Origin of the sequence: Microbacterium sufflavum (genome assembly GCF_023091155.1) — a bacterium.
GTDB lineage: Bacteria > Actinomycetota > Actinomycetes > Actinomycetales > Microbacteriaceae > Microbacterium > Microbacterium sufflavum.
On the sequence record NZ_JAHWXK010000002.1, the window covers coordinates 245,637 to 268,689 of the forward strand.

23 protein-coding genes and 1 tRNA gene are annotated in these 23,053 nt (G+C 70.2%); 13 read left to right on the top strand and 11 right to left on the bottom strand.

Annotated features, from left to right (window positions below):
- The first annotated feature begins 51 nt into the window (after positions 1–51).
- Positions 52–996, top strand: a complete 945-nt coding sequence (locus tag KZC56_RS15765) for a quinone oxidoreductase family protein (RefSeq protein WP_247638981.1) — start codon at positions 52–54, stop codon at positions 994–996.
- A gap of 10 nt (positions 997–1,006) precedes the next feature.
- Here KZC56_RS15765 and KZC56_RS15770 read toward each other — a convergent pair whose 3' ends face one another.
- Positions 1,007–1,654 (bottom strand): hypothetical protein, encoded by a 648-nt coding sequence (locus KZC56_RS15770; protein WP_240744527.1) that lies wholly within the window; start codon positions 1,652–1,654, stop codon positions 1,007–1,009.
- A gap of 192 nt (positions 1,655–1,846) precedes the next feature.
- Between KZC56_RS15770 and leuA the strand changes: the two genes are divergently transcribed.
- Entirely contained in the window at positions 1,847–3,601 is a 1,755-nt protein-coding gene (gene leuA, locus KZC56_RS15775) for a 2-isopropylmalate synthase (protein ID WP_136036915.1), read from the top strand.
- A 64-nt stretch (positions 3,602–3,665) separates the two neighbouring features.
- Here the strand turns inward: leuA and KZC56_RS15780 are convergent, their stop codons facing one another.
- Positions 3,666–4,043 carry a VOC family protein gene (locus KZC56_RS15780; RefSeq protein WP_206251144.1) on the bottom strand — a complete coding sequence of 126 codons (378 nt, stop codon included), beginning with the start codon at positions 4,041–4,043 and terminating at the stop codon, positions 3,666–3,668.
- A gap of 66 nt (positions 4,044–4,109) precedes the next feature.
- Here KZC56_RS15780 and KZC56_RS15785 point away from each other — a divergent pair, with 66 nt between their 5' ends.
- Positions 4,110–4,841 carry a TetR/AcrR family transcriptional regulator gene (locus KZC56_RS15785; protein ID WP_136044868.1) on the top strand — a complete coding sequence of 244 codons (732 nt, stop codon included), beginning with the start codon at positions 4,110–4,112 and terminating at the stop codon, positions 4,839–4,841.
- Here KZC56_RS15785 and KZC56_RS15790 read toward each other — a convergent pair whose 3' ends face one another.
- Positions 4,842–5,534 (bottom strand): trimeric intracellular cation channel family protein, encoded by a 693-nt coding sequence (locus KZC56_RS15790; protein ID WP_136030119.1) that lies wholly within the window; start codon positions 5,532–5,534, stop codon positions 4,842–4,844.
- Between the two features lie 34 nt (positions 5,535–5,568).
- Between KZC56_RS15790 and recO the strand changes: the two genes are divergently transcribed.
- A complete protein-coding gene (gene recO / locus KZC56_RS15795) occupies positions 5,569–6,312 on the top strand; it encodes a DNA repair protein RecO (protein ID WP_136030121.1) in 744 nt (247 codons plus the stop codon).
- The gene (locus KZC56_RS15800) at positions 6,309–7,112 is read left to right on the top strand and encodes an isoprenyl transferase (RefSeq protein ID WP_136030123.1); all 804 of its coding nucleotides are present in this window, start codon (positions 6,309–6,311) and stop codon (positions 7,110–7,112) included. Before recO ends, KZC56_RS15800 begins: the two co-directional genes overlap by 4 nt.
- Here the strand turns inward: KZC56_RS15800 and KZC56_RS15805 are convergent.
- On the bottom strand, positions 7,052–7,663 hold the full coding sequence (locus KZC56_RS15805; RefSeq protein WP_247638982.1) for a P-loop NTPase family protein: 612 nt from the start codon (positions 7,661–7,663) through the stop codon (positions 7,052–7,054). The two genes, KZC56_RS15800 and KZC56_RS15805, sit on opposite strands and share 61 nt — an antisense overlap.
- Before the next feature lie 56 nt (positions 7,664–7,719).
- Between KZC56_RS15805 and KZC56_RS15810 the strand changes: the two genes are divergently transcribed.
- On the top strand, positions 7,720–8,394 hold the full coding sequence (locus KZC56_RS15810) for a DsbA family oxidoreductase (protein ID WP_136036919.1): 675 nt from the start codon (positions 7,720–7,722) through the stop codon (positions 8,392–8,394).
- Positions 8,395–8,463: 69 nt separating this feature from the next.
- Here the strand turns inward: KZC56_RS15810 and KZC56_RS15815 are convergent, their stop codons facing one another.
- Together KZC56_RS15815 and KZC56_RS15820 are read right to left on the bottom strand one after the other, a co-directional pair.
- Positions 8,464–9,663: a metallophosphoesterase family protein gene (locus KZC56_RS15815; RefSeq protein WP_247638983.1), complete on the bottom strand. Its 1,200-nt coding sequence runs from the start codon at positions 9,661–9,663 to the stop codon at positions 8,464–8,466.
- Between the two features lie 154 nt (positions 9,664–9,817).
- Entirely contained in the window at positions 9,818–10,312 is a 495-nt protein-coding gene (locus KZC56_RS15820; protein ID WP_136036920.1) for a glutathione peroxidase, read from the bottom strand.
- A gap of 59 nt (positions 10,313–10,371) precedes the next feature.
- Between KZC56_RS15820 and dusB the strand changes: the two genes are divergently transcribed.
- From dusB to KZC56_RS15850, 6 genes are all read left to right on the top strand, one after another.
- A complete protein-coding gene (gene dusB, locus KZC56_RS15825; RefSeq protein ID WP_247638984.1) occupies positions 10,372–11,526 on the top strand; it encodes a tRNA dihydrouridine synthase DusB in 1,155 nt (384 codons plus the stop codon).
- Positions 11,516–12,901 (top strand): deoxyguanosinetriphosphate triphosphohydrolase, encoded by a 1,386-nt coding sequence (locus KZC56_RS15830; RefSeq protein ID WP_136030133.1) that lies wholly within the window; start codon positions 11,516–11,518, stop codon positions 12,899–12,901. The genes dusB and KZC56_RS15830 overlap by 11 nt, the downstream gene beginning before the upstream one ends.
- Positions 12,901–14,760, top strand: a complete 1,860-nt coding sequence (gene dnaG / locus KZC56_RS15835) for a DNA primase (protein ID WP_247638985.1) — start codon at positions 12,901–12,903, stop codon at positions 14,758–14,760. Before KZC56_RS15830 ends, dnaG begins: the two co-directional genes overlap by 1 nt.
- A 37-nt stretch (positions 14,761–14,797) precedes the next feature.
- Positions 14,798–15,571, top strand: coding sequence for an ATP-binding cassette domain-containing protein (locus KZC56_RS15840; RefSeq protein ID WP_136030137.1), 774 nt, complete (start codon positions 14,798–14,800; stop codon positions 15,569–15,571).
- A 97-nt stretch (positions 15,572–15,668) separates the two neighbouring features.
- A tRNA-Asn gene (locus tag KZC56_RS15845) sits at positions 15,669–15,744 on the top strand.
- 153 nt (positions 15,745–15,897) lie between these two features.
- Complete coding sequence (locus KZC56_RS15850) at positions 15,898–17,313, top strand: amino acid permease (protein WP_247638986.1); 1,416 nt, start codon at positions 15,898–15,900, stop codon at positions 17,311–17,313.
- A 3-nt stretch (positions 17,314–17,316) separates the two neighbouring features.
- On the opposite strand, the gene KZC56_RS15855 is transcribed toward KZC56_RS15850, so the two are convergent.
- Both KZC56_RS15855 and def read right to left on the bottom strand, forming a co-directional pair.
- Positions 17,317–17,832, bottom strand: coding sequence for a septum formation family protein (locus tag KZC56_RS15855; protein WP_136030142.1), 516 nt, complete (start codon positions 17,830–17,832; stop codon positions 17,317–17,319).
- Positions 17,833–17,947: 115 nt separating this feature from the next.
- Positions 17,948–18,514 carry a peptide deformylase gene (gene def / locus KZC56_RS15860; protein ID WP_247638987.1) on the bottom strand — a complete coding sequence of 189 codons (567 nt, stop codon included), beginning with the start codon at positions 18,512–18,514 and terminating at the stop codon, positions 17,948–17,950.
- Positions 18,515–18,575: 61 nt separating this feature from the next.
- Here def and KZC56_RS15865 point away from each other — a divergent pair, with 61 nt between their 5' ends.
- Complete coding sequence (locus KZC56_RS15865; RefSeq protein WP_308194377.1) at positions 18,576–19,679, top strand: DMT family transporter; 1,104 nt, start codon at positions 18,576–18,578, stop codon at positions 19,677–19,679.
- 86 nt (positions 19,680–19,765) lie between these two features.
- Here KZC56_RS15865 and pgl read toward each other — a convergent pair whose 3' ends face one another.
- The 3 genes from pgl to zwf are packed head-to-tail and all read right to left on the bottom strand — an operon-like array spanning position 19,766 to position 23,033.
- Entirely contained in the window at positions 19,766–20,545 is a 780-nt protein-coding gene (gene pgl / locus KZC56_RS15870; RefSeq protein ID WP_168387194.1) for a 6-phosphogluconolactonase, read from the bottom strand.
- Between the two features lie 5 nt (positions 20,546–20,550).
- Positions 20,551–21,486 (bottom strand): glucose-6-phosphate dehydrogenase assembly protein OpcA, encoded by a 936-nt coding sequence (locus KZC56_RS15875; RefSeq protein ID WP_247638988.1) that lies wholly within the window; start codon positions 21,484–21,486, stop codon positions 20,551–20,553.
- Positions 21,483–23,033 carry a glucose-6-phosphate dehydrogenase gene (gene zwf / locus KZC56_RS15880; RefSeq protein WP_136030150.1) on the bottom strand — a complete coding sequence of 517 codons (1,551 nt, stop codon included), beginning with the start codon at positions 23,031–23,033 and terminating at the stop codon, positions 21,483–21,485. The genes KZC56_RS15875 and zwf overlap by 4 nt, the downstream gene beginning before the upstream one ends.
- Positions 23,034–23,053: the final 20 nt, after the last annotated feature.

Below are 23,053 nucleotides of genomic sequence, written 5' to 3' on the forward strand. Positions count from 1 at the left end.
CGCACCGTCCCGCGCGGGAGCATGATGGAGGCATCGACGAAGGGCGGGGTCATGGCGAAGCACTGGGTGGCGACGGCGGCGGGGTCTCCGGAGTCGTGGGAGTTCGAGGAGTACGACCCCGCGGCGCCGCGCGAGGGCGAGGTCACGATCCGCGTCCGCGCGGCCGGGGTGAATCCGGCCGATGCGAAGCATGTCGCGGCAGCTCGTCCGGGGGTCGAGTTCCCGGTGCCGATCGGGTACGAGGTGTCGGGCGAGCTCACGGCCATCGGCCCCGCGACTCGCATCGGCTCCGGTGCGGCCGAGGTCGGCGACGAGGTCGTGGCCTTCCGCGTGCAGGGCGGTTATGCGTCCGAGGTGACCGTGCCCGCCGCGAAGGTGTTCGCGAAGCCGACGACGCTCACGCATCCCGAGGCCGCGAACCTCCTGCTCGTCGGCACGACGGCGGCCGAGATGCTCGCGGTAACCGGTACGGCGCCGGGCGAGACGGTCCTGCTGCACGGGGCGTCGGGAGCGGTGGGGGTCAGCGTGCTGCAGCAGGCGCGGCTGCGCGAGGTACGAGTGATCGGCACCGCCGCGCCGGACCGCTTCGATGAGGTACGACGCTTCGGGGGGATCCCGGTCGCGTACGGCCCGGGTCTCGCCGACCGGGTGACCGCACTGACGGACGGCCCGATCGCTGCGGCGCTCGACGCCGTGGGCACCGACGAGGCGATCGACGTGTCCCTCGCCCTGGTGGCCGATCGCCGCCGCATCGTCACGATCGCGAACTTTGCGCGGGCCTCCGCCGACGGGCTTCTGGCGATCGCAGGGTCGATGCCCGATAGCGCCCGCTTCCGCGATGAGGTGCGCAGCGAACTCCTCGCGCTCGCGCAGAACCGCGACCTCGTGGTCCCGGTCGCCCGCACGTTCCCGCTCGCCGAGGCACCGGCCGCGCACCGGCTGCTCTCCACCGGTCACCCCGGCGGCAAGCTCGCGCTGATCCCCGAGGACCGCTGATCCCCGAGGACTAGTCGACCTCGCGCAGCAGCGACTCGACGATCACCACGCCGTCTCCGTACTCGGCGTCGGCCGCGCGCTGGAGCGTGCCGTCGTCCCATGAAACCTGCAGCCACACGTACCCACGGTCGGTGACGACGAAGACCGCCCCGGGTCCGAGCCGCGCCGCGATGTCCTCCTGCACCCTGGTCAGCTCGCCCTCCGGGGTGATGCCCGTCTTCCCGCCCGTCGGATCCTCCGGCGCCACCGGGTCGAACAGGGCGAGGAGGATCGGCGGATCCGAGACGGTCAGACGCTCACCGTCGAAGGTGCCGTACACCGCGTACGACCCCCACCGCGTGTCACGCGCGCTCACACTGCCGTCGACGCCGTCCCACGTCCAGTCGTCGAGCGGCACGCCGGCGCACTGCGGAGGGGACGAATCCATGACCGCGCCGAGGCAGAGCGTGGGGCCGTCCGTTCCGTCGATCACGGTGCCCGTTCCGAGCACGCGGCCTTCCGGGGGCGTGGGGTGCGCGTCTTCCAGCCGCTGGTCGGAGGGCACGGTGGTGCTGGTCGGCGGGAGGGTCGCACGGGGTCCGACCGCGCACCCGCTCAGGGTGACCGCTGCGGTCACGGTGGCGGCGACGAGGAGCAGGCGACGCGAGGAAGGGCTCATGTCCATCAGTGTCCCGCGTCGGCTCATCGTCTCAGCGCGGTCGAAACGGCCGCACCGACCCTGCTAGCATGGCGCCATGCCTTTCGGCGGTCTGCTTCTTCTTAGCTGCCGCGACGAGTCCTGACACTAGGGCCTTCCTCGTCGCGGCGCTTGTGTTGGCCCGTCCATTCCGACGAAGAGAAGTAGCCCATCATGCAGAACACTCAGCGCCCGTCCGCGATGCCGATCCACAAGTACCGGCCCTTCCACGAGCAGATCACCGTCCACCTGCCCGACCGCACGTGGCCCGACGCCCGCATCACCGAAGCCCCGCGCTGGTGCGCGGTCGACCTCCGCGACGGCAACCAGGCCCTCATCGATCCGATGTCCCCCGAGCGCAAGCGCGTCATGTTCGAGCTGCTCGTGAGCATGGGGTACAAGGAGATCGAGGTCGGCTTCCCCTCGGCCAGCCAGACCGACTTCGACTTCGTGCGCCAGCTCATCGAAGAGAACCTGATCCCCGACGACGTCACGATCCAGGTGCTGACTCAGGCGCGCGAGCACCTGATCGCCCGCACCTACGAGGCCATCGCCGGCGCGAAGCAGGCCATCGTCCACCTCTACAACTCCACGAGCGTTCTGCAGCGCGAGGTGGTCTTCCGCACCGACAAGCAGGGCATCATCGACATCGCCCTCGAGGGCGCCCGCCTGTGCCGGAAGTTCGAGAAGACGATCCCCGACACGCAGGTCTACTACGAGTACTCGCCGGAGAGCTACACGGGCACCGAGCTCGAGTTCGCGGTCGACGTGTGCAACCAGGTCATCGAGATCTTCGAGCCGACGCCCGACCGCAAGGTGATCATCAACCTGCCTGCCACGGTCGAGATGGCCACGCCGAACATCTACGCCGACTCGATCGAGTGGATGAGCCGCCACCTGGCCCACCGCGAGAACGTGATCCTGTCGCTGCACCCGCACAACGACCGGGGCACCGCGATCGCCGCCGCCGAGCTGGGCTACATGGCCGGCGCCGACCGCATCGAGGGCTGCCTGTTCGGCAACGGCGAGCGCACGGGCAACGTCGACCTGGTGGCACTGGGCATCAACATGTTCACGCAGGGCATCGACCCGCAGATCGACTTCAGCGACATCGACCAGGTCAAGCGCACGGTCGAGTACTGCAACCAGCTGCCCGTGCCGGAGCGCAGCCCGTGGGCCGGCGACCTCGTGTTCACGGCGTTCAGCGGCTCGCACCAGGACGCGATCAAGAAGGGCTTCGAGGCGATGGCGGCGAAGGCCGAGGCGCAGGGCGTCACGGTCGACGAGATCGAGTGGGCCGTGCCCTACCTGCCGGTCGACCCGAAGGACCTGGGCCGCTCGTACGAGGCCGTCATCCGCGTGAACTCCCAGTCGGGCAAGGGTGGCGTCGCCTACCTGCTGAAGTCCGACCACGCGATCGATCTGCCCCGCAAGCTCCAGATCGAGTTCTCCGGCGTCGTGCAGGCCAAGACCGATGCCGAGGGCGGCGAGGTGACGAGCGAGCAGATCTGGTCGATCTTCACCGACGAGTACCTGCCGGCGACCGACACCGAGGCGAAGTGGGGCCGCTTCGAGCTGCTGGCCACGCAGACCCGCAGCGACATGTCGGGTGACGTGGTGCTCGACGTGGTGCTGCGCGACGACGACCAGGAGGTCGCGGTCTCCGGCAACGGCAACGGTCCGGTGGCCGCCTTCGTCGAGGTGCTGCGCGGACAGGGCTTCGACATCACGGTGTACGACTACGTCGAGCACGCTCTCAGTGCGGGCGGCGACGCGCAGGCTGCGGCCTACGTCGAGCTGCAGGTGGGGGACCAGCGTCTGTGGGGTGTCGGCATCGACGGCGACATCTCGACCGCGTCGCTCAAGGCGATCGTGTCGGGTGTGAACCGGTCGATCCGCACGCGCCAGCAGGAGCTCGCGGCGGTCTGAGGTCGCACCACGGAAGCGGCCGGGTCCCGAGGGCCCGGCCGCTTCCGCGTGCTCCGGCGGGTGGTCAGACCCACTGCACCAGCTGCCAGATGAGGCCGTTGGGGTCGGCGAACTGGCAGTAGCGCTCGCCCCACGGCTCGGTCTCCGGCGGTGTGACGACGCGGGCGCCGGCGGCGGCGATGCGGGCGAAGGCGGCGTCGATGTCGTCCACGACGAACACCAGCAGCGTGCCCTGGCCTGCCGATCCAGCGATCTCCTCCGGGCGGAACGTGGGAAGCCCGGTCTGCAGGAAGATCAGGTTCGGCGGGGAACCGGGGTGCTCGAGCGACACGAAGCCCTCGGCGGACATGGCCTCCGTGAATCCGAAGTGGGTGGTGGCGAAGGCCGCGGAGGCGGCGATGTCGGGCACGTTGAGCGAGAGGGCGGTCTGGGTGATGTTCATGGGTCTCCTGTTCTAAACAACGTACAACGTACAGGGTTAAGTGCGCCGACGGCTAGGCTATTCCCGATGGCGAAGAATCTGGTCGATCTGCTGTGGCGTGACAGTGCCGCTGAGACCTCGTCGCGCCGTGGACCGCGAGCCCGCCACTCCACCGACGACGTCGTGACGCGCGCGATCGACCTGGCCGATGCCGACGGCCTCGCCGCGGTCACCATCCGCGCTCTGGCCCAGGCATTGGGCCTCACCCCGATGTCGATCTACACGCACGTCAACAGCCGGGCGGATCTGCTCGTGCTGATGGCCGACGCGGTCCACGGACAGCGCGCACCGTCGGGCGACGCCGACGGGTGGCGAGCCCGCGTCCGCCTCGTCGCCGCGCACAACCTCGCCCTCTACCGCGCGCACCCCTGGCTGCTCGACGTGCACGACCCGCGCACCGCTCTCGGCCCCGGGACCATCGCGACGTACGATCGCGAGCTCCGCGCCTTCGACGGGCTCGGCCTCGACGACGTGGAGCGCGACGCGGCCCTCACGTTCGTGCGGGAGTTCACGCGGTCCGCCGCCGCGCGCCTGCGTGACGCCGCGGAAGCGGAGGACTTCGCGCCGATCTGGGCGGACGCCGCTCCGCGGCTCGCGGGCTACCTCGGCGACGACTACCCCCTGGCGCAGGCCGTGGGCCGGGCCGCTGGCGAGGCCATGGGCGGCCCATCCGATGCGGACGCGGCCTGGGAATTTGGGCTCGCGCGCGTCATCGACGGGCTCGCCGGTCTGATCGAGACCCGAGACGCGGCGCCCTGATCAGTCCTTCGGCTTGACGATCGCGATGGCCCCGGTCTCCGCGGCGACCTTGCGGCGGTAGAGGCGGCGCTGCTCCGGCAGGGACACGTCGAACGTGACCGCCAGGATCCGGATGACCGCCGTCACGACGATGCCGACGATCGCGGCCAGCGTGATCGGCATGCCGACCGCGTTCGCGATCACGATGAACGTGCATCCTGCCGCAGCCGCGACCGCGTACAGCGAGCCGACGTGCATGATCGCCGTCGGCAGGCCCATCAGCATGTCGCGCAGCACGCTCCCGCCGACCGCGGCGCAGACGCCGATGAACACGGCGGGCACCTCGGGGATGCCGAACGCGAGGGCCTTGCTCGTGCCGAAGGCACCGAACATGCCGATCACCACGGCGTCGAGCACCACGATCGCGGTGTTGAGGCGGGTGAACAGCCCCGCGAGCAGCATGCCGAGGAGCGCGGCACCCGCGGCGGTCACCAGGTACCACTGGTTCTGTAGGGTCGCGGGCGTCTGCCCGAGCAGGATGTCGCGGATGAGACCGCCGCCCATGCCGATCATGATCCCGATGATCGCGACGCCGAGCCAGTCGAGCCGCCGCTGCCCCTGGAATCCGGCGGCGAACATGGCACCCTGCACCCCGCCGAGCCCGACGCCGAGGAGGTCCGCCCACAGCGGAATGGTGAAGAGCGGTTCGGTCACCCGTCCATTGTCCCGCACGGAGGATAATCGGAAGGTGCCCACCTACCGAGACGAAGCGGTGATCCTGCGCACCCACAAGCTGGGCGAGGCGGATCGCATCGTCACGATGCTGTCGCGCCGGCACGGCAAGGTGCGGGCGGTCGCGAAGGGCGTGCGGCGCACGTCGTCGAAGTTCGGCTCGCGGCTCGAACCGTTCATGGTCGCCGACGTGCAGCTGTACGAGGGGCGCTCGCTCGACATCGTGCAGCAGGCGGAGTCGCTCGGCGCGTACGGCACCGACATCGCGGCGCACTACGACCGCTTCACCGCGGCCAACGCGATGGTCGAGACTGCCGACCGGCTGAGCGACGCGGAGGCCACACCGGAGCAGTACCTGCTGCTGGTCGGCGGACTGCGTGCGCTCTCGCGCGGAGAGCACGTGCCGCGCAGCATCCTCGACTCCTACCTCCTGCGCGTGATGTCGCTGTCGGGGTGGGCGCCGTCGCTCGACGACTGCGCCCGCTGTGGTGCCCCGGGTCCGCACACCGTGTTCGTCGCACAGCTGGGCGGGCTCGTGTGCCACGCCGACGCCCCCGCGGGCAGTCCGCGCATCGCCGAGAAGACCCTGGCACTGCTGCGCGCGCTCATCCGCGGCGACTGGGAGCTCATCGACGCCGCCCCGCACGCCGACACCGCTGCCGCCTCCGGCCTGGTGGCGGCCTATGCCCAGTGGCACCTGGAGCGCGGCATCCGCTCTCTCGCGCACGTCACCACCACCCCGGGAGAAGGAGCACGGTGAGCCCGAAGCCCTACACGCACAAAGACGCCGTCGCCTACCGGCCGCTCGACTGGACCGGGGTGTATCCGCCGCCGTTTCCCGCGGTGCCCGAGCACGTCGCGATCGTGATGGACGGCAACGGCCGCTGGGCGAACCGCCGTGGCCTCAGCCGCATCGAGGGGCACAAGGCGGGGGAGGAGGTGCTGCTCGACGTGGTCGCCGGCGCGATCCAGGCCGGGGTGAAACACCTCTCGGTCTACGCCTTCTCCACCGAGAACTGGGCCCGGTCGCCCGAGGAGGTGCGCTTCCTGATGGGCTACAACCGCGACGTGCTGCACCGCCGCCGCGACCAGCTCAACGAGTGGGGCGTACGGGTGCGGTGGGCCGGGCGCAAGCCGCGCCTGTGGGGCAGTGTCATCAAGGAGCTGCAGTACGCCGAGCAGCTCACCCGCGGCAACGACGTGCTCACGCTCACGATGTGCGTGAACTACGGCGGCCGCGTGGAGCTGGTCGACGCGATGCGGGCGATCGCCGCCGATGTCGCGGCGGGGCGCCTCAAGCCGAACGCGATCACCGAGAAGACCGTCCGGCGTCACCTCTACGTGCCCGACATGCCCGACGTCGACCTGTTCCTGCGCAGCTCGGGCGAGCAGCGCACGTCGAACTTCCTGCTGTGGGAGTCGGCCTACGCCGAGATGGTGTTCCTCGACACGCTGTGGCCCGACTTCTCGCGCGAGGAGCTGTGGCGCGCGATCGGCGTCTACCTGTCGCGCGACCGGCGCTTCGGCGGCGCGATCGACACCCCCGACGCCTCGGCCTGAGCACGCAGCCAGCGCTCCGTCTCGCGCGGGCGCGTCAGCCGCACGACGATGAGGTGCGGGAAGCGCTCGACGTAGCCCGGCATCCGCTCGCTCCAGGTGTGCAGCGTCTTCGTCTGCCACGCGAGGATGTTCTGCTCGGGGTCGCGGTTGAGCAGGTTCCACGGCCCCTTCTCGCGGTTTCCGTTCCAGAGTTCCTTCCGCAGAATGCCGCGGGCCAGCGTCCGCCGCAGCAGCCGTCCCCGCACCACCGGGTACGGGTAGTCGAGCCAGACCGCGAGCTGGGCGCGCGGCGTCAGGAACGCGTCGGTGCCCTTGCTCGTGTACTGCCACTCGGTCACCCAGCGGTCCTCCGCCGCGAAGGCGCGCACGTCGTCGAGGAACTCCGGGCGCGGAGTCCAGCCCGGCCCGTGGAACAGCGCGTCGATCTCGACGTGGCGGAGCCCCCACAGCTCGCCGAGGCGACGCGCGAGTGTGGTCTTGCCCGAGCCCGTGACGCCCGCCACGAGCACGCGCTCCGGCCGATGAGGGAGCGGGTCGTCGGCGGAGAGCATCCGAGCATCCTACCGAGCACGGAATACCCCGGGAGTGCATGCGGTTGGATGAAGGTGTGACTGAACCCATCTCCATCGACATCTGGTCCGACATCGCCTGCCCGTGGTGCTACATCGGCAAGCGCAATCTCGAGAAGGGTCTGGAGGCGGTCTCCGCCGACGAGGACGCCCCCCGGGTCACCGTCACGTTCCACTCGTTCGAGCTCTCGCCCGACACGCCCGTCGACTTCCACGGCGACGAGGTCGACTTCCTCGCCGGACACAAGGGCATGCCGCGCGAGCAGGTCGAGCAGATGCTGTCGCACGTCACCGGGGTGGCCGCGGACGCGGGGCTCGAGTACCGCTTCGACCTGCTGCAGCACACCAACACCGTGAAGGCGCACGAGCTGCTGCACTTCGCGAAGGCCGAGGGGCTTCAGCACGAGATGGAGGAGCGGCTGATGTCCGCGTACTTCACCGAGGGCAAGCACGTGGGTCGCATCGACGACCTGGTGGCGCTGGCGGCCGAGGTCGGCCTCGACGCCGACAAGGCCCGTGCCGCGCTCGAGAGCGAGCAGTATCTGCCCGACGTGCGTCAGGATCAGGCGCAGGCCCGGGCGTACGGCATCCAGGGCGTGCCGTTCTTCGTGGTCGACGGCCAGTACGGCATCAGCGGTGCGCAGCCGCCGGCAGCGTTCGAGAACGTGCTCCGCGACCTGTGGGCGCAGCGCGGCGAGGCCGTCGAGGCCTGACCGCCGCCGGCCGAGAGCATCAGAACGGCGGGGACCCGATCGCGGGCCCCCGCCGTTCTCTCGTTCGCGTCAGACGCGCTGCTGGCGAGGTGCCAGCGGCAGGGGTTCCATAGGCTGGTCGTCGGCGGTGAGATCGATGCCGAGGTCCTTCGCATAGACGACTCGCGAGGCGATGCTCACCTGATCGCCGCTCTCGGTCAGCTCGAACACACGCCCGCCGCGGAGGCGGTTGCGCTCCGCTCCGTCGAGGCCGTACGCACCGAAGCCGGTTCCCGGCGCGTAGCCGAGCAGCACGCCGTAGTAGTCGCCCATGTAGTCGTTGACGTGGTCGTGGCCGACGAACACGCCCTTCACGTCGCCGCGCTCGACGATCGCGTTGAACATGCCCGAGTTGAAGGGCCCGGGGCACTCGTCCTCGTTGCGCTCTCCGACGATGCCGTGGCGCGCGCGGCCGCGGGCGGCGTCGGCCTCCGTGCGGGTGTCCACGCCGCCCCACCACATGAACCGGTGCTCCCAGAGCGCGATGTGGAGGAACATGAGGGCGGGGACCTTGCGTCCGGCGCGCTGCTCGAGCCGCTGCGACTGCTCGCGATACCAGGCGACCTGGTCCATGCGCACCCAGTCCCAGGTCGGGTAGCCGGCGAAGTCCTGTCCGGCGAGGGCGTCCGGGGCGTAGCGGCCGGAGTCCAGCAGCCAGAGCGCGAACGCCTCCCGGTTCTTCTTCGCCGACGAGCCGATGGTCAGCAGCGTGTTGCTGGTGCCGGTCACGCCGCGCGTGTTCTCCGCGTTCACGTTGTACTCGTACGAGCGGTAGATCTTCAGCATCCCCGCCTCGTCCACGCCCGACTGCGGGAGCGAGTCCTCGTCGTGGTTGCCGTAGGTCACCGCCCACGGGATGCCGCGGGACTCCATCGGCCACACGACGTTGTTGATCGCCTGCTTCACGGCGAGACGGGTCTCGCATCCGCCCGTGATCACGTCGCCGTTGATCACCACGAGGTCGGGCTGCTCCTGGTCGAGCACCTTCTCGATCAGCTCGACGGTGCGGCGGTCGGTCTGCTCGTCGTCCTGCGTGTCGTTGAACTGCACGACAGTGAAGGTCCCGTCGGCGCGGAACCGCAGTCCACGCGCGGCCTTCGCTGTCGAGGCGGCCACGGTCGTGTCGGCGGCGGCGGCGGCGGTGGTGCCGATGGGCAGGGCGGAGCCGAGGGCGCCGAGCGCTCCGGCGGTGAGGACGGTTCGCCGGCTGATCGGCAGTCGGTCGGGCATGCGGTGTCTCCTTCATCTGCGGCGGGTGTGGCCGCAGGGGAGACTAGGGGCGCCGGATGGCGAGGGTCTGACGAGCGCGTGAACACCGCGGCCGTTCGAGGGCCGCGAGCCGCCCGTTCCGGGTGACGCGGGGGTGAACGAGCGCGGCCCCGGGTCAGCGGGGGAGTGCGGCCTCGATCGCCTCGACGATCTCGGGGGAGTCCGGCTTCTGCTTCGGGCGGAAGCGCAGCACCTCTCCGTCGGGCAGCACCAGGAACTTCTCGAAGTTCCACTCCACCCGTCCGGCCTTGCCGCCCGCGTCAGGGGTCTCCTTGAGCGCCTTGTACAGCTCGGACGCGTTCCGGCCGTTGACCTTGACCTTGTCGTTGACCGGGAAGGTCACGCCGTACGTGGTGGAGCAGAACTCGAGGATCTCGTCGACCGAGCCCGGCTCCTGACCGAAGAACTGATTGCACGGGAAGCCGACGACCGTGAAGCCGCGGTCGCCGAAACGGCGCTGCAGCTCCTCCAGCTGCTCGTACTGCGGGGTGAGCCCGCACTTGGACGCCACGTTCACCACCATCACCACGTCGGCACCGAGATCGTCGAGGGTCTTCTCCTGACCCTGAGCGTCGGTGAACGGGATCGAACGGAGCGCGGAATCGGTCATATGCACAGCTTAGGTCGCCGCATCCGCAGGGGCTCCGGGTCTGGGAGAATGGACGTGCCATGACTGTCGCCACCGCCCCCGCCCGCCCCCTCCGCATCGGCCCGATCGACCTCGACGTGCCGGTCGTGCTCGCACCCATGGCGGGCATCACCAACACGGCCTTCCGGCGACTGTGCCGGGAGTACGGCGCGGGGCTGTACGTGAGCGAGATGATCACGTCGCGCGCGCTGGTCGAGCGCAACGAGACCACGATGCGGCTGATCCGTCATCACGAGTCCGAGACGCCGCGGTCCATCCAGCTCTACGGCGTCGATCCGAAGACGATCGCGGAAGCCGTGCGCATCATCGTGGCGGAGGACCACGCCGACCACATCGACCTGAACTTCGGCTGCCCGGTGCCCAAGGTCACGCGCAAGGGCGGCGGGGCGGCTCTGCCCTGGAAGTCGAAGCTGTTCGCCGACATCGTGGATCAGGCCGTGAAGGCCGCCGGCGACATCCCGCTCACGGTCAAGATGCGCAAGGGCATCGACCGCGATCACCTCACGTTCCTCGACGCCGGGCGCGCGGCGGAGGACGCCGGGGCGGCCGCGGTGGCGCTGCACGCCCGCACCGCGAGCGAGTTCTACTCCGGCCACGCGGACTGGAACGCGATCGGCGAGCTCAAGCTGGCCGTCACGAGCATCCCGGTGCTCGGCAACGGTGACATCTGGTCGGCCGACGATGCCGTGCGCATGATGGCCGAGACCGACTGCGACGGTGTGGTGGTCGGTCGCGGCTGCCTCGGGCGGCCGTGGCTGTTCGGCGAGCTGGCCAACGCGTTCGGCGGCGAGGGCAAGACGGTCGATGCCACTCTCGGCTTCGTGTCGGATGCGTTCCGCCGTCACGCCGAACTGCTGGTGGAGTTCTTCGAGGACGAGGACCGCGGGTGCCGCGACGTGCGCAAGCACGTGTCGTGGTACTTCAAGGGCTACCCCGTCGGCGGCGACATCCGCACGGGCCTGGCGACGGCGTCGAGCCTCGCCGAGATCGACGAGCTGCTGGGTCGCCTCGACCGGTCGGCACCGTACCCTGGAGCCGACGCCGAGGGGCAGCGCGGGCGCGCCGGTCACCCGAAGAAGACGGCGCTGCCGGAGAAGTGGCTGGAGTCGCGCGAGCTGGCCTCCAGCGCCTCGGAGATGATGCGTGGAGCGGAGATCGAGAACAGTGGCGGATGACCCCTCGGTCGGCGGTCGCGCCGACGGCTACCACCCGCGCGACGCCGAGCGCTTCTTCGCCGAGACGCACCGCTCCGAGCGCGACGACTTCGCGCGCGACAGGGCCCGCGTGCTCCACTCGGCCGCGCTGCGCCGTCTCGCCGCCAAGACGCAGGTGCTCAGCCCGGCGAGCACGGCCGACTTCGCGCGCAACCGCCTGACGCATTCGCTCGAGGTGGCGCAGGTGGGTCGCGAGCTCGCCGCGGCGCTCGGCGTCTCCGCCGACGTGGTGGACACCGCCTGCCTGAGCCACGACCTCGGCCACCCGCCGTTCGGTCACAACGGCGAGCGGGCGCTGAACGAGTGGGCGGAGCCGATCGGCGGCTTCGAGGGCAATGCGCAGTCGCTGCGCATCCTCACGCGCCTCGAGGCCAAGGTGCTCGACGCGGACGAGCACTCGGTCGGCTTGAACCTGACCAGGGCCAGCCTCGACGCGACCTGCAAGTACCCCTGGACGGTGGACAGCCCCGTGCCCGACCCGGGCGGCCGGCTCAAGTTCGGTGTGTACCCGGAGGACGAGGCGGTGTTCCGCTGGATGCGCGAGGGGGCGCCCGGCCGCCTGCGGTGCATCGAAGCCGAGATCATGGATCTCTCCGACGACATCGCCTACTCGGTGCACGACTTCGAGGATGCGATCGTCAACGGCTACGTCGACGTGGCGCAGCTCGCCGACCCTGCGGCCCATGAGGCGCTGCTCAGCCGCATCCAGCAGTGGGTGGGCTACGACTTCACGCGCGACGAGCTCGCCGACGCCCTCTACCGTCTGGCATCGCAGCCGATGTGGCTCGCGTCGTTCGACCGCTCGCGGCAGTCGCTCGCACGGCTGAAGAACCTCACCAGCGACCTGATCGGGCGCTTCGCCCGTGCGGCCGTGTCCGCGACGCGCGAGGCCTACGGCACGGCACCGCTGGTCCGCTACAACGCGCACGTCATCGTGCCGCGCGTGATCGAGGTCGAGATCGCCGTGCTCAAGGGCATCATGGGTCAGGCCATCGTCACGATCGACGCACGAAAGGGCGTGTATAAGGAGCAGCGGCGGGTGCTCAAGCGCCTCGCCGATGCCCTGTGGTCGACCGATGCGCTGTGGTCGGCCGGGGCCGACGTGCTGGAGCCCGCGTTCGCCGCCGACTTCGTCGCCGCCGAGAGCGACGCGGAGCGGGCGAGGGTCGTGGTGGATCAGATCGCGAGCCTGACCGACCAGAGCGCGGTGGACTGGCACAACCGGCTCGTCGGGGAGATCGACCCGGCGGAGGTCGGCATCTGGACCCCGCGTCACGCGCGACCCGGCACGCGCACCCCCGTCACGCGGCGTCCCGTCGCCGAAGGGGCGCACTGATGCCGCGGATCCGGCAGGCCGACGTCGACGAGGTGAAGGCCCGCACGAACATCGCCGACATCGTGGGCGAGCGCGTGGCGCTGAAGTCGGCGGGGGTCGGATCCCTCAAGGGGCTGTGCCCGTTCCACGACGAGAAGAGCCCCAGCTTTCACGTCCGCCAGCAGGTCGGCTACTACCACTGCTTCGGCTGCGGGGAGTCGGGCGACGTGTACTCGTTCCTCCGGGCGATGGACCACGTGAGCTTCACGGAGGCGGTCGAGCGCTTGGCGGGCCGCATCGGCTACATTCTGCACTACGAAGACGGGGGAGCGGCCCCGGAGACCAGTGGCCGCAGCCGCCTGTACGCGGCGAACACGGCGGCGGCGGAGTTCTTCCGCGCCCAGCTGCTGACCCCCGACGCCGAAGCCGCGCGTCGGTTCCTCGGCGAGCGGGGCTTCGACGCCGGAGCAGCCGCGCACTTCGGGGTGGGCTTCGCGCCGCGCGGGTGGGACGGGATGCTCAAAGCGCTGTCGGCGCAGGGCTTCACGCGCGACGAGCTCAGCGCCGCGGGACTCGTGTCGACCGGGCAGCGCGGTGTGTACGACCGGTTCCGCGGGCGACTGGTGTGGCCGATCCGCGACGTGTCGGGACAGACGATCGGGTTCGGCGCGCGCAAGCTCTTCGACGACGACCAGGGCCCCAAGTACCTGAACACCCCCGAGACCCCGATCTACAAGAAGGCGCAGGTGCTGTACGGGCTCGACCTCGCCAAGCGCGACATCGCCCGCGGCGACCCCCGGCGCGTCGTTGTCGTCGAGGGCTACACCGACGTGATGGCGTGCCACCTCGCCGGTCTCACGACCGCGATCGCGACGTGTGGAACCGCATTCGGCACCGAGCACATCAAGGTCCTGCGCCGTGTCATGGGCGACGACAACGCCTCCGGCGAGGTCGTGTTCACGTTCGACGGCGACGAGGCGGGGCAGAAGGCCGCGCTGCGGGCGTTCACGGAGGACGACCGCTTCAACGCGCAGACCTTCGTGGCCGTGGCTCCGGACGGGCTCGACCCGTGCGACCTCCGCCTGCAGCGCGGCGATGCGGCCGTGCGCGGGCTCATGGACGCCAAGCAGCCGATGTTCGAGTTCGCGATCGACCGCAAGCTCGCCGGCTTCGACCTCTCGACCGTGGAGGGCCGCGTGGGTGCGCTCCGGGCCGCGGCGCCGATCGTGGCGGAGATCCGGGACCGTCTGCTGCGCCCGGGGTACGAGCGTGTACTGGCACGCCGTCTGGGCATGGACCCGACCGAGGTGCACGGCGAGGTCGAGCGGGCGGCTCGGGGCGCGGCGACCGGTGCGCCGAGGCGCGAGACCTCGACCCCCGACGCCACCTCGGGTGCCCCTGCGGTGGCCGCGGTCACGCTGGCGAGCCTGCCCCGCACCGCCGATGTGGCCGTGGAGCGCGACGCCCTCATGGGTGCGCTGCAGTACGGGCACCAGATCGACGCGGTGCTGCTCGACCGTGCCCTGTCGCAGCCGTTCCGCACGCCGGGGCTCGACGCGGTGCGCGAGGCGATCGCGGCAGCTCCGGACCGCAGCAGACCGGGGTGGGTGACCGATGCGGTCAATGCGGTGCGGGAGCCGTACCGGTCGCTCGGCGGCGAGCTGCTGATGACGCCGTTCCCGGCGCGCGACGAGGCGGGGGCGGTCGCCTCCGCGACGGATCTCGCGCGGCGGCTGGTGGTGCGGCAGCTCGAGCGGGAGAAGCAGGAGCTCCTGGGTGCGGTGCAGCGCGTCCCGGCGGACTCCGACGGCGGGCGGGCTCTGCGGGTCCGTCTCCGTGACATCGATGTGGAGCGTCAGCGCTTCTCGGCCGAGTCGTAACGGGGCGGGGCGCGGTGCAGCGGGCAGGATGGAAGACATGTCCCGCAGGCCCGTCTCCACGTCCGCGATCGAGTGCTCCGATCTGGTGATCGACCGCATCGGTCACGGCACACCGAACCGCGCGGTGGACGGGGTCACGTTCACCCTGGCGCCCGGCGGGCTCATCTGCGTCGCCGGACCCACGGGGTCGGGGAAGTCGACGCTCGTCGCCGCTCTCGCCGGGTCCACCGACCCCTCCGTGCGCGTGGTGGGCGGCAGCGCCCAGGTCTGCGGCATCGACATCCGCCGTCCCGGTCGCAAGCACCGCATCCTCACATACCGCACGGGATTCGTGCCGCAGGGTGCGGGCGCGGATCTGCCGCCGCGGCTCACGGTCAACGAGGTCATCGCCGAGCCGATCCTGATCCGCGAGCGCCGCGTCAACACCAAGGCGCTGTCGATCCGTGTCGCGACGCTGTTGGACGAGCTGCACCTGCCCCTGGGGACGGCGTCGAAGTTCCCGTACGAGTTGAGCGCGGGCATGCGGCAGCGCGTCGCGATCGCCCGGTCGTTCGTGCTCGAGCCGCGGGTCCTGATCGCGGACGAGGTGCTGGCCAACCTCGACCTCGAGGTGCGCCCGGTGGTGTTCGACGCGATCACGCGGCGACGCACCGAGGAGGGCATGGCGGCGCTGCTGGTGACGAACGACGCCGATTTCATCCGCGAGCTCAACGCCGAGACGCTCATGCTGCGCGGCGGCCACGTGGTGGCGAGAGGGGTGGGGAAGGACCTGCTCTGGGTGCCCAACGCGGAGACCGATTCCCGCGGCTGATGGCGACACGCCCGGCGTCCGCCGAAGGGCCGTCGGTGTCACGAACGGCCTTCGGAGTTTGCTAAGCTTGTCGAGTTGCCCGCACAGCGGAGCACATTCCTCGGTAGCTCAATTGGCAGAGCAGCCGGCTGTTAACCGGCAGGTTCTTGGTTCGAGTCCAAGCCGGGGAGCCAACGAGAAGAGCCCCCTCTGCGGAGGGGGCTCTTCTGGTCTCCCGAGACGCGCGTCCTTGCGGACGAGACCACTCTGCAGAGTATCGGTCTGTCCACAGTAAAATGTTACTCTCGTCGCACCGCTGACCTCGTTCGCGGTCGAAGGAGAGATCGATGACGACATCCGACCCCCGCGAACTGCGCTCAGGGCTCAAGTCGCGCCACATGTCCATGATCGCGATCGCGGGCGTCATCGGCGCCGGGCTGTTCGTGGGTTCGGGGGCGGTGATCCACGCCGCAGGACCCGCCGCGATCATCGCCTATGCGACCGCCGGGGTGATCGTCGTGCTGGTGATGCGCATGCTGGGGGAGATGTCGGTGATGAACCCCGACAGCGGCTCCTTCTCCACGTACGCGGACCGCGCGATCGGTCGATGGGCGGGCTTCAGCATCGGCTGGCTCTACGCGTGGTTCTGGATCGTGGTCCTCGGCGTCGAGGCGACCGCCGGCGCGTTGATCCTCCACCGGTGGATGCCCGGAGTCCCGCAGTGGGGATTCGCTCTGGCGCTCATGGTGGTGCTCACCCTCACGAACCTGGCGTCCGTCGCGTCGTACGGCGAGTTCGAGTTCTGGTTCGCCGGGGTCAAGGTCGTCGCGATCGCCGCGTTCCTCGTGATCGGGGTGCTGGCGGCGCTCGGCGCGTTCCCCGGGTTCCCCCCACCGGGGCTCGACAATCTCGTGGCCCACGGCGGGTTCTTCCCGAACGGCGTGCTCGCCGCGTTCTCGAGCATCCTCGTCGTGGTGTTCTCGTACTTCGGCTCGGAGATCGCGACGATCGCCGCCGGGGAATCGACCAACCCCACCGTGGCCGTCCGCAAGGCGGTCAATTCCGTGGTGTGGCGGATCATCGTCTTCTACGTCGGGTCGATCTCCCTGATCGTGCTGTTGCTGCCCTGGAACGACGCCTCGATCGCGAAGAGCCCGTTCGTCGCGGTTCTCGATGCGATCGGCATCCCGGTGGCGGCGGTGATCATGGACGTCGTGGTGCTGGTGGCGGTGCTGTCGTGCCTGAACTCGGGCCTCTACACGGCGAGCCGCATGCTCTACTCGCTGGCTCGGCGGGGGGACGCCCCCGCGCTGCTCGGCCGCACGGCGCGGAACGGCTCGCCCCGGTACGCCGTGCTGGCCGCGACGGTCGTGGGGTTCATCACCGTCGGGCTGAACTACCTGTATCCCGACACGGTCTTCCTGTTCCTGCTGAACTCGTCGGGGGCGATCGCCCTCTTCGTCTGGCTCGTGATCGCCGTGTCGCAGATCCGGCTGCGGCGGGCGGCGATGCGCCGAGGTGTGCAGGTGCCCCTGCGCATGTGGGGCTTTCCGGTGCTCAGCTACGTCGTCGTGGCGGTGATCGTCGCTCTGTGCCTGGCGATGTTCCTCCAGCCGGACACCCTCTGGCAGATCACGATCTCGCTCGCGATCGCGGTGCTCGTCAGTGTCGTCGGCATGCTCCGTCACCGCCCCGGAGGCGGCTCGACGCAGAAGGCGGCCGGGAGCGGATCGCTCCCGGCCGCCGATGCGGTGGTGGACTGATCGTCAGCGCGCGGCGCCGGCCAGGGAGCCCTCGACCTGCCCGGCGGGGTCGACGATCAGGCACTGGATCACGCGGTCGTTCGCCTGCTCCCACGAGTCCTGGCTCGGCGTGAGCGTGGTCACGTCGAGGGCCGACTCCTGGTAGCCGATGCCGACGAACGAGGTGAACGCGTCGCCGATGCACCCCTCGGACGCGGCGCCGATGGCGTCCTCCGAGTAGTCGCCGTCGTCCATCGTGATCTCGTGGAAGACCTCTTCGTCGTGCGGCTCGGTGCACGGCACGACGTTCGCGTCGGTGAGCATCCCCGAGCCGGTCTCGAGCATGCAGTCGCCGAGCTTCACGGAGAAGACGTCGATGTTGGCGCTCTCCGTCACCTGGCCGGTCTCCTCGTCGCGGTTCGCGTCACCGGAGCCACTGCCCAGGATGCTGTTGATCGCGCTGCAGCCGCTCAGGGCGAGCGAGGCCGCCGCGATCGATCCTGCGAGCACGAGCGCGCGACGAGTGCGCATCTTCATCATGTTTCCCCTCCAAAGCGTGGTGCGGGGCATGCTGATATATCCCCGCCGCGAACACGCTATAGTGCCCGAAGTCTGTGACGCAACTCGACGGATGCTGTGCGTGGGCTGAAAGCGCTCAGCCCTCGAGGTCGTCCACCCCGGGCAGCCAGCTCGCACCGGGGCGACCCCATCCGCGCTTGCGGGCGATCTTCTGCGTGGTCTTCCAGTCGGCGTCCGACAGTCGATCGATGTAGAGCACTCCGTCGAGGTGGTCGAACTCGTGCTGCATGATGCGAGCACGCCACCCATCCACTTCGAGCGTCACCGGCGCGCCGTCGAGGTCGATCGCCGTCACGCGCACGCGATCGGACCGGCGGAGCGGGAACCGCTCGCCGGGGAACGACAGGCATCCCTCCGCCTCGAGATCGGGGTCGGGTGCGCCCGGCTCGGGGGGCGTCATCCACAGCACGGGATTGATCAGCACGCCTCGCCAGGGGCGGTCCTCGTCGTCGACGTAGTTGTACGTGTAGATGCGCAACGGCACCCCGACCTGCGGGGCGGCCAGCCCGACGCCGGGAGCGGCGTCCATCGTCTCGAACATGTCGGAGACGAGCGTGCGCACCTCCTCGGTGATCTGCTCGACGGGGGATGCGGGGGAGTGGAGGACGGGATCGCCCATGATGCGAATCGGAAGTACGGCCACGTCACAACCCTAGTCCGCGAGACTCTCCGGGTAGGGTCGTAGTGTGAGCGCAGGGGTGTGGATGGGGATGGCCGAAGACGTCGGCGACCAGCTCGTCGGTGCCTTCCAGAACCCGGGGATCCTTCTCGGCATCCCTCTCGCCCTGGCCGGTGCCGTCTTCATGTCGCTCGGCGCGCAGTACCAGCACCGCGGGGTGGAGAAGGTCGAGCGGCTGAGCGGCTCCACCGGCACCTCCGGGCTCACGTTCGCCCAGATCAAGGGTCTGCTCACGCGCCCGTCCTGGATCATCGGCACGCTGATGCTCGGCCTCGCGATCGTCTGCCAGCTCGCAGCCCTCGTGCAGGCGCCACTGATCGTCGTGCAGCCGCTCGGCGCGATCGCCCTGGTCATCACGACGCTCCTCAACGCGCGGATCTCCGGGCATTCCCCGACCAGGCAGTCGCTCACGGCGATCGTGGCGTGCGTCGGCGGCATCTTCCTGTTCGTGTTCTTCGCGGCGATCTTCGCGACGGAGCAGGACGTCACCGACCGCGAACTGTTCGTGATCCTCGCCCTCCTGCTCGTCGTCATCATCGTGCTCGGTGCGTGCTGGCTGATCCTGCGTCACCGCATGCGCGCGCTGTTCTACGTGATCGGGGCCGGCATCCTGTACGGCTTCGTGGCGACGCTCGCGAAGGTCGTCATCAAGCGCATCGAGGCGGGCCAGTTCGAATGGATCACCGCCGTCTGCGTGCTTGCCCTGGTGTCGGCCGCGGCCGTGGGCGCGTACTTCGTGCAGACCGCCTACAGCTCGGGACCCCCCGACCTCGTGATCGCCGGACTCACGGTCGTCGACCCGCTCGTGGCGGTGCTCATCGGCATGGTCGTGCTGGGCGAGGCGGCCGCCGCGCCGTGGTGGGTGCTCATCATCTTCGCGATCGCCGGGGGCATCGCCGTGTGGGGTGTCGTGGGCCTCGCGCGCTACCACCCGCAGGTGCTCAGCGACAGCCAGGAGCTCGGCATCACCCGGGGCAGCTCGGCTCCGACGCACGCGGACGATGCCGCAGCCGCCGCACCGCCGTCACCGATGCGCGACGCGGCGTCTGCCGTCGAGGAGACGTCCGCCGCTGAAGCGCCGCGCTCTGGCGACGACCCCGAGGCGCGCACGCGCCCCGACGCCCCGTAGCCTCGTTCTCGGTTCGACGCGACGCACGCAGACGCCCGCCCGTCCCCGAGGACGAGCGGGCGCGCGACCGCGGCCGGAGGACCGGCTCAGTAGGTCTGATCGATGAGGTCGGGCGACACCTCGGACGCTGCGGCCTCGTCGACGAAGTACACCGTGCGCTTGCGCCCCTTGGCACCGGCCGCCGGCACGCTCGTGTAGCTCGCGCCCGCCAGTGCGAGGCCCAGCGCGGAGGCCTTGTCCGCTCCCGTCAGCACGAGCCAGACCCGCTTGGACGAGTTCAGGACCGGACGCGTGAGCGTGATCCGCTCCGGCGGGGGTTTGGGGGAATCGCGCACCGGCAGCGCGGCGGCGTCCGTGACCGTCACTTCCTCGCGATCCGGGAACAGCGAGGCGATGTGGCCGTCGGGACCGACGCCCAGGAAGCACACCGCGAAGGACGGCCAGGGGTGGTCGTCCGTGCCGAACCGGGCGAGTTCCGCCGCGTACGCGGCAGCGGCCTCGTCGAGGTTCAGACCGCTGTCGGACGCCGCGGCCTCGTGGATGTTCTCCTCGGGCACCGGGATGTGGTCGAGCAGGGCGTTGCGGGACTGGAGCGCGTTGCGGTCCGAGTCGTCGCGGGGAACGAAGCGCTCGTCGCCCCACCAGAAGTGCACGAGCGACCAGTCGATGTCCGCCGCGCGCGGGTTGTCGGCGACCGCACGGAGCACGGCCCCGCCCATGGAACCGCCGGTGAGGGCGATGTGGGCGACGCGACCGTTCCTGGTGCGCGCCTTGACGCGGGTGAGGAAACGATCGGCGACCCGGAGGGCGAGGGCTGTCGGGGTGGCCTCGACCACGACCCGCTTCTCTGCGGACGATTCCGACATCGGTGTCACTCTCCCGTCTCGGGCGGACCGAGCTTCTCCCAGCCATCCGTGATGACTCGACCGTACAGGAGATCTGGATCCAATCTGCGCAGCTCCTCGGCGAGGCACTCGCGCAGCGTACGCCGCGGCAGGTGGAGGTCGTGGTTGGGCTGGTCCGGCTGCGTGAGCACGGCGATGCCGGGCGAGGGACGCTCCAGCAGGATGTCACCGGACTCACGCGTCAGACGCACGGACTTGATGCCCTCCTGCCACTCCTCCGGGCTCTCGTACGACCACCGCACCGGCACGTCCAGCGCCATCTGCAGCCACGCGGCGAGCAGAGCCGTGGAGGGGGAGGCGGCGGCCCCGCGCACCTTGACGGCGGTGATGGTCTCGTACGGCGGCTGATCCAGCACGGCGGCCAGCTGCTCGCGCCAGTGCGTGAGCCGCGTCCACGCGAGGTCGGTGTCGCCGGGCGCGTGCGTGCGGCCGAGCAGCGCGAGCCGGTCGCGCACATCGGGCGAGGTCGCGGCGTCGGTGATCCGGCGCTGCGCGATGCGGCCGAGCGGGGAGGACGACGGCGACGCCGGAGCCTCCTCCGGCCACCACGCCACGACGGGGGCGTCGGGGAGCAGGAGCCCGGTGATCAGGCTCTCCTCGTTGCTGGCGGCGTCGCCGTAGGCGTGCAGCACCACGACCTCGCTGGCTCCGGCGTCTCCGCCCACACGGATCTGTGCGTCCAGGCGGGACTCGCCGTCTCCGGTCGTGAGCACGATCACGCGCATCGGGTGCTCACGCGAGGCGTCGTTGGCCGCGTCGATCGCGGCCTCCGCGACTCCGTTGCGCGCGGAGATGACGAGCGTCAGCACGCGTCCGAGGGCGACCGCGCCGCCCTCCTCGCGCACCTTGACGAGCTGCTTCGCGACCTGGCTGACGGTCGTGTCGGGAAGGTCGATGATCACGGGCGTCTCCAGACTCGTCCGTCGCGGGCCAGCAGGTCGTCGGCGGACGCCGGGCCCCACGATCCCGGAGCGTACTGCTCCACCGGGCCGCCTTGGGCCGCCCAGTACTTCTCCACCGGGTCGAGGATCTTCCAGGAGAGCTCGACCTCCTCGTGCCGCGGGAAGAGCGGCGGGTCTCCGAGCAGCACGTCCAGGATGAGCCGCTCGTACGCCTCCGGGCTCGCCTCCGTGAAGGCGTGGCCGTAGCCGAAGTCCATCGTGACGTCGCGCACGTTCGAGCCTGTGCCGGGGACCTTCGAGCCGAACCGGATCGTGACACCCTCATCGGGCTGCACGCGGATGACGAGCGCGTTCTGTCCGAGCTCGGAGGCGTTGCCCCGGCCGAAGAGGTGCTGCGGTGCCCGGTTGAACACGACGGCGATCTCGGTCACGCGACGGCCGAGGCGCTTGCCGGTGCGCAGGTAGAACGGCACGCCCGCCCAGCGTCGCGTGTCGATCTCCAGCTTGATGGCCGCGTAGGTCTCGGTCGTGGACTCGGGGTTCATGCCCTCCTCGTCGAGGAAGCCGGTCACCTTCTCGCCGCCCTGCCAGCCACCGGCGTACTGCCCGCGGGCCGTCGCGAGCGACAGGTCCTCCGGCACGTGCACGGCGGCGAGCACCTTCTCCTTCTCGGCGCGCAGATGCTCCGCCGACAGGCTGATCGGCTCCTCCATCGCGGTGAGCGCCAGCAACTGCAGGAGGTGGTTCTGGATCACGTCACGGGCCGCCCCGATGCCGTCGTAGTACCCCGCGCGTCCCCCGACGCCGATGTCCTCGGCCATCGTGATCTGCACGTGGTCCACGTAGTTGCGGTTCCAGATCGGCTCGTACAGCTCATTGGCGAAGCGCAGCGCCAGGATGTTCTGGACCGTCTCCTTGCCGAGGTAGTGGTCGATGCGGAAGATCGAGTCGGCGGGGAACGCGACCTCCAGCGCCGCGTTCAGCGCGCGGGCCGACTCGAGGTCGTGCCCGAACGGCTTCTCGATGACCACACGCCGCCACCGCTCATCGTCGTCGGCGTCCTGCCCGACGAGCCCGGAGTCCTTGAGCTGCTTCGCCACCAGCGGGAAGTCCTTCGGCGGGATCGACAGGTAGAACGCGTGGTTGCCCATCGTGCCGCGTTCCACGTCGAGACGCTCGACGGTCTCCCTGAGCTTGCGGAAGGAGTCCGGGTTGTCGAACTCGCCGGACACGAAGCGGATGCCCTGCAACAGCTGCGCCCAGGTCTCCTCGCGGAACGGCGTCCTGGCGTGCTCCTTCACCGCGTCGTACACGACCTGCGCGAAGTCCTGGTCCTCCCAGTCGCGTCGGGCGAACCCGACCAGAGCGAACCCGGGGGGCAGCAGGCCGCGGTTGGCGAGGTCGTACACCGCGGGCATGAGTTTCTTGCGCGACAGGTCTCCCGTGACGCCGAAGATCACGAGGGCGCTGGGCCCCGCGATCCGGTTGAGCCGGCGATCGTCGGGGTCGCGCAGCGGGTTGTGCCCGCGCGAGAGGGGAACAGTCATCGGTGGGGGCTTCTCCTGCT

What these genes read in the sequence shown, in the direction of transcription:
- KZC56_RS15805 (WP_247638982.1), bottom strand. Translation starts at nt 7,663, where the DNA reads ATGCTCTCCGCCGACGACCCGCTCCCTCATCGGCCGGAGCGCGTGCTC.
- KZC56_RS15855 (WP_136030142.1), bottom strand. Translation starts at nt 17,832, where the DNA reads ATGATGAAGATGCGCACTCGTCGCGCGCTCGTGCTCGCAGGATCGATC.
- KZC56_RS15820 (WP_136036920.1), bottom strand. Translation starts at nt 10,312, where the DNA reads ATGACCGATTCCGCGCTCCGTTCGATCCCGTTCACCGACGCTCAGGGT.
- KZC56_RS15770 (WP_240744527.1), bottom strand. Translation starts at nt 1,654, where the DNA reads ATGAGCCCTTCCTCGCGTCGCCTGCTCCTCGTCGCCGCCACCGTGACC.
- dusB (WP_247638984.1), top strand. Translation starts at nt 10,372, where the DNA reads ATGACTGTCGCCACCGCCCCCGCCCGCCCCCTCCGCATCGGCCCGATC.
- KZC56_RS15785 (WP_136044868.1), top strand. Translation starts at nt 4,110, where the DNA reads ATGGCGAAGAATCTGGTCGATCTGCTGTGGCGTGACAGTGCCGCTGAG.
- KZC56_RS15865 (WP_308194377.1), top strand. Translation starts at nt 18,576, where the DNA reads ATGGGGATGGCCGAAGACGTCGGCGACCAGCTCGTCGGTGCCTTCCAG.
- dnaG (WP_247638985.1), top strand. Translation starts at nt 12,901, where the DNA reads ATGCCGCGGATCCGGCAGGCCGACGTCGACGAGGTGAAGGCCCGCACG.
- KZC56_RS15840 (WP_136030137.1), top strand. Translation starts at nt 14,798, where the DNA reads ATGTCCCGCAGGCCCGTCTCCACGTCCGCGATCGAGTGCTCCGATCTG.
- KZC56_RS15780 (WP_206251144.1), bottom strand. Translation starts at nt 4,043, where the DNA reads ATGAACATCACCCAGACCGCCCTCTCGCTCAACGTGCCCGACATCGCC.
- zwf (WP_136030150.1), bottom strand. Translation starts at nt 23,033, where the DNA reads ATGACTGTTCCCCTCTCGCGCGGGCACAACCCGCTGCGCGACCCCGAC.
- KZC56_RS15765 (WP_247638981.1), top strand. Translation starts at nt 52, where the DNA reads ATGGCGAAGCACTGGGTGGCGACGGCGGCGGGGTCTCCGGAGTCGTGG.
- leuA (WP_136036915.1), top strand. Translation starts at nt 1,847, where the DNA reads ATGCAGAACACTCAGCGCCCGTCCGCGATGCCGATCCACAAGTACCGG.
- KZC56_RS15815 (WP_247638983.1), bottom strand. Translation starts at nt 9,663, where the DNA reads ATGCCCGACCGACTGCCGATCAGCCGGCGAACCGTCCTCACCGCCGGA.
- KZC56_RS15850 (WP_247638986.1), top strand. Translation starts at nt 15,898, where the DNA reads ATGACGACATCCGACCCCCGCGAACTGCGCTCAGGGCTCAAGTCGCGC.
- pgl (WP_168387194.1), bottom strand. Translation starts at nt 20,545, where the DNA reads ATGTCGGAATCGTCCGCAGAGAAGCGGGTCGTGGTCGAGGCCACCCCG.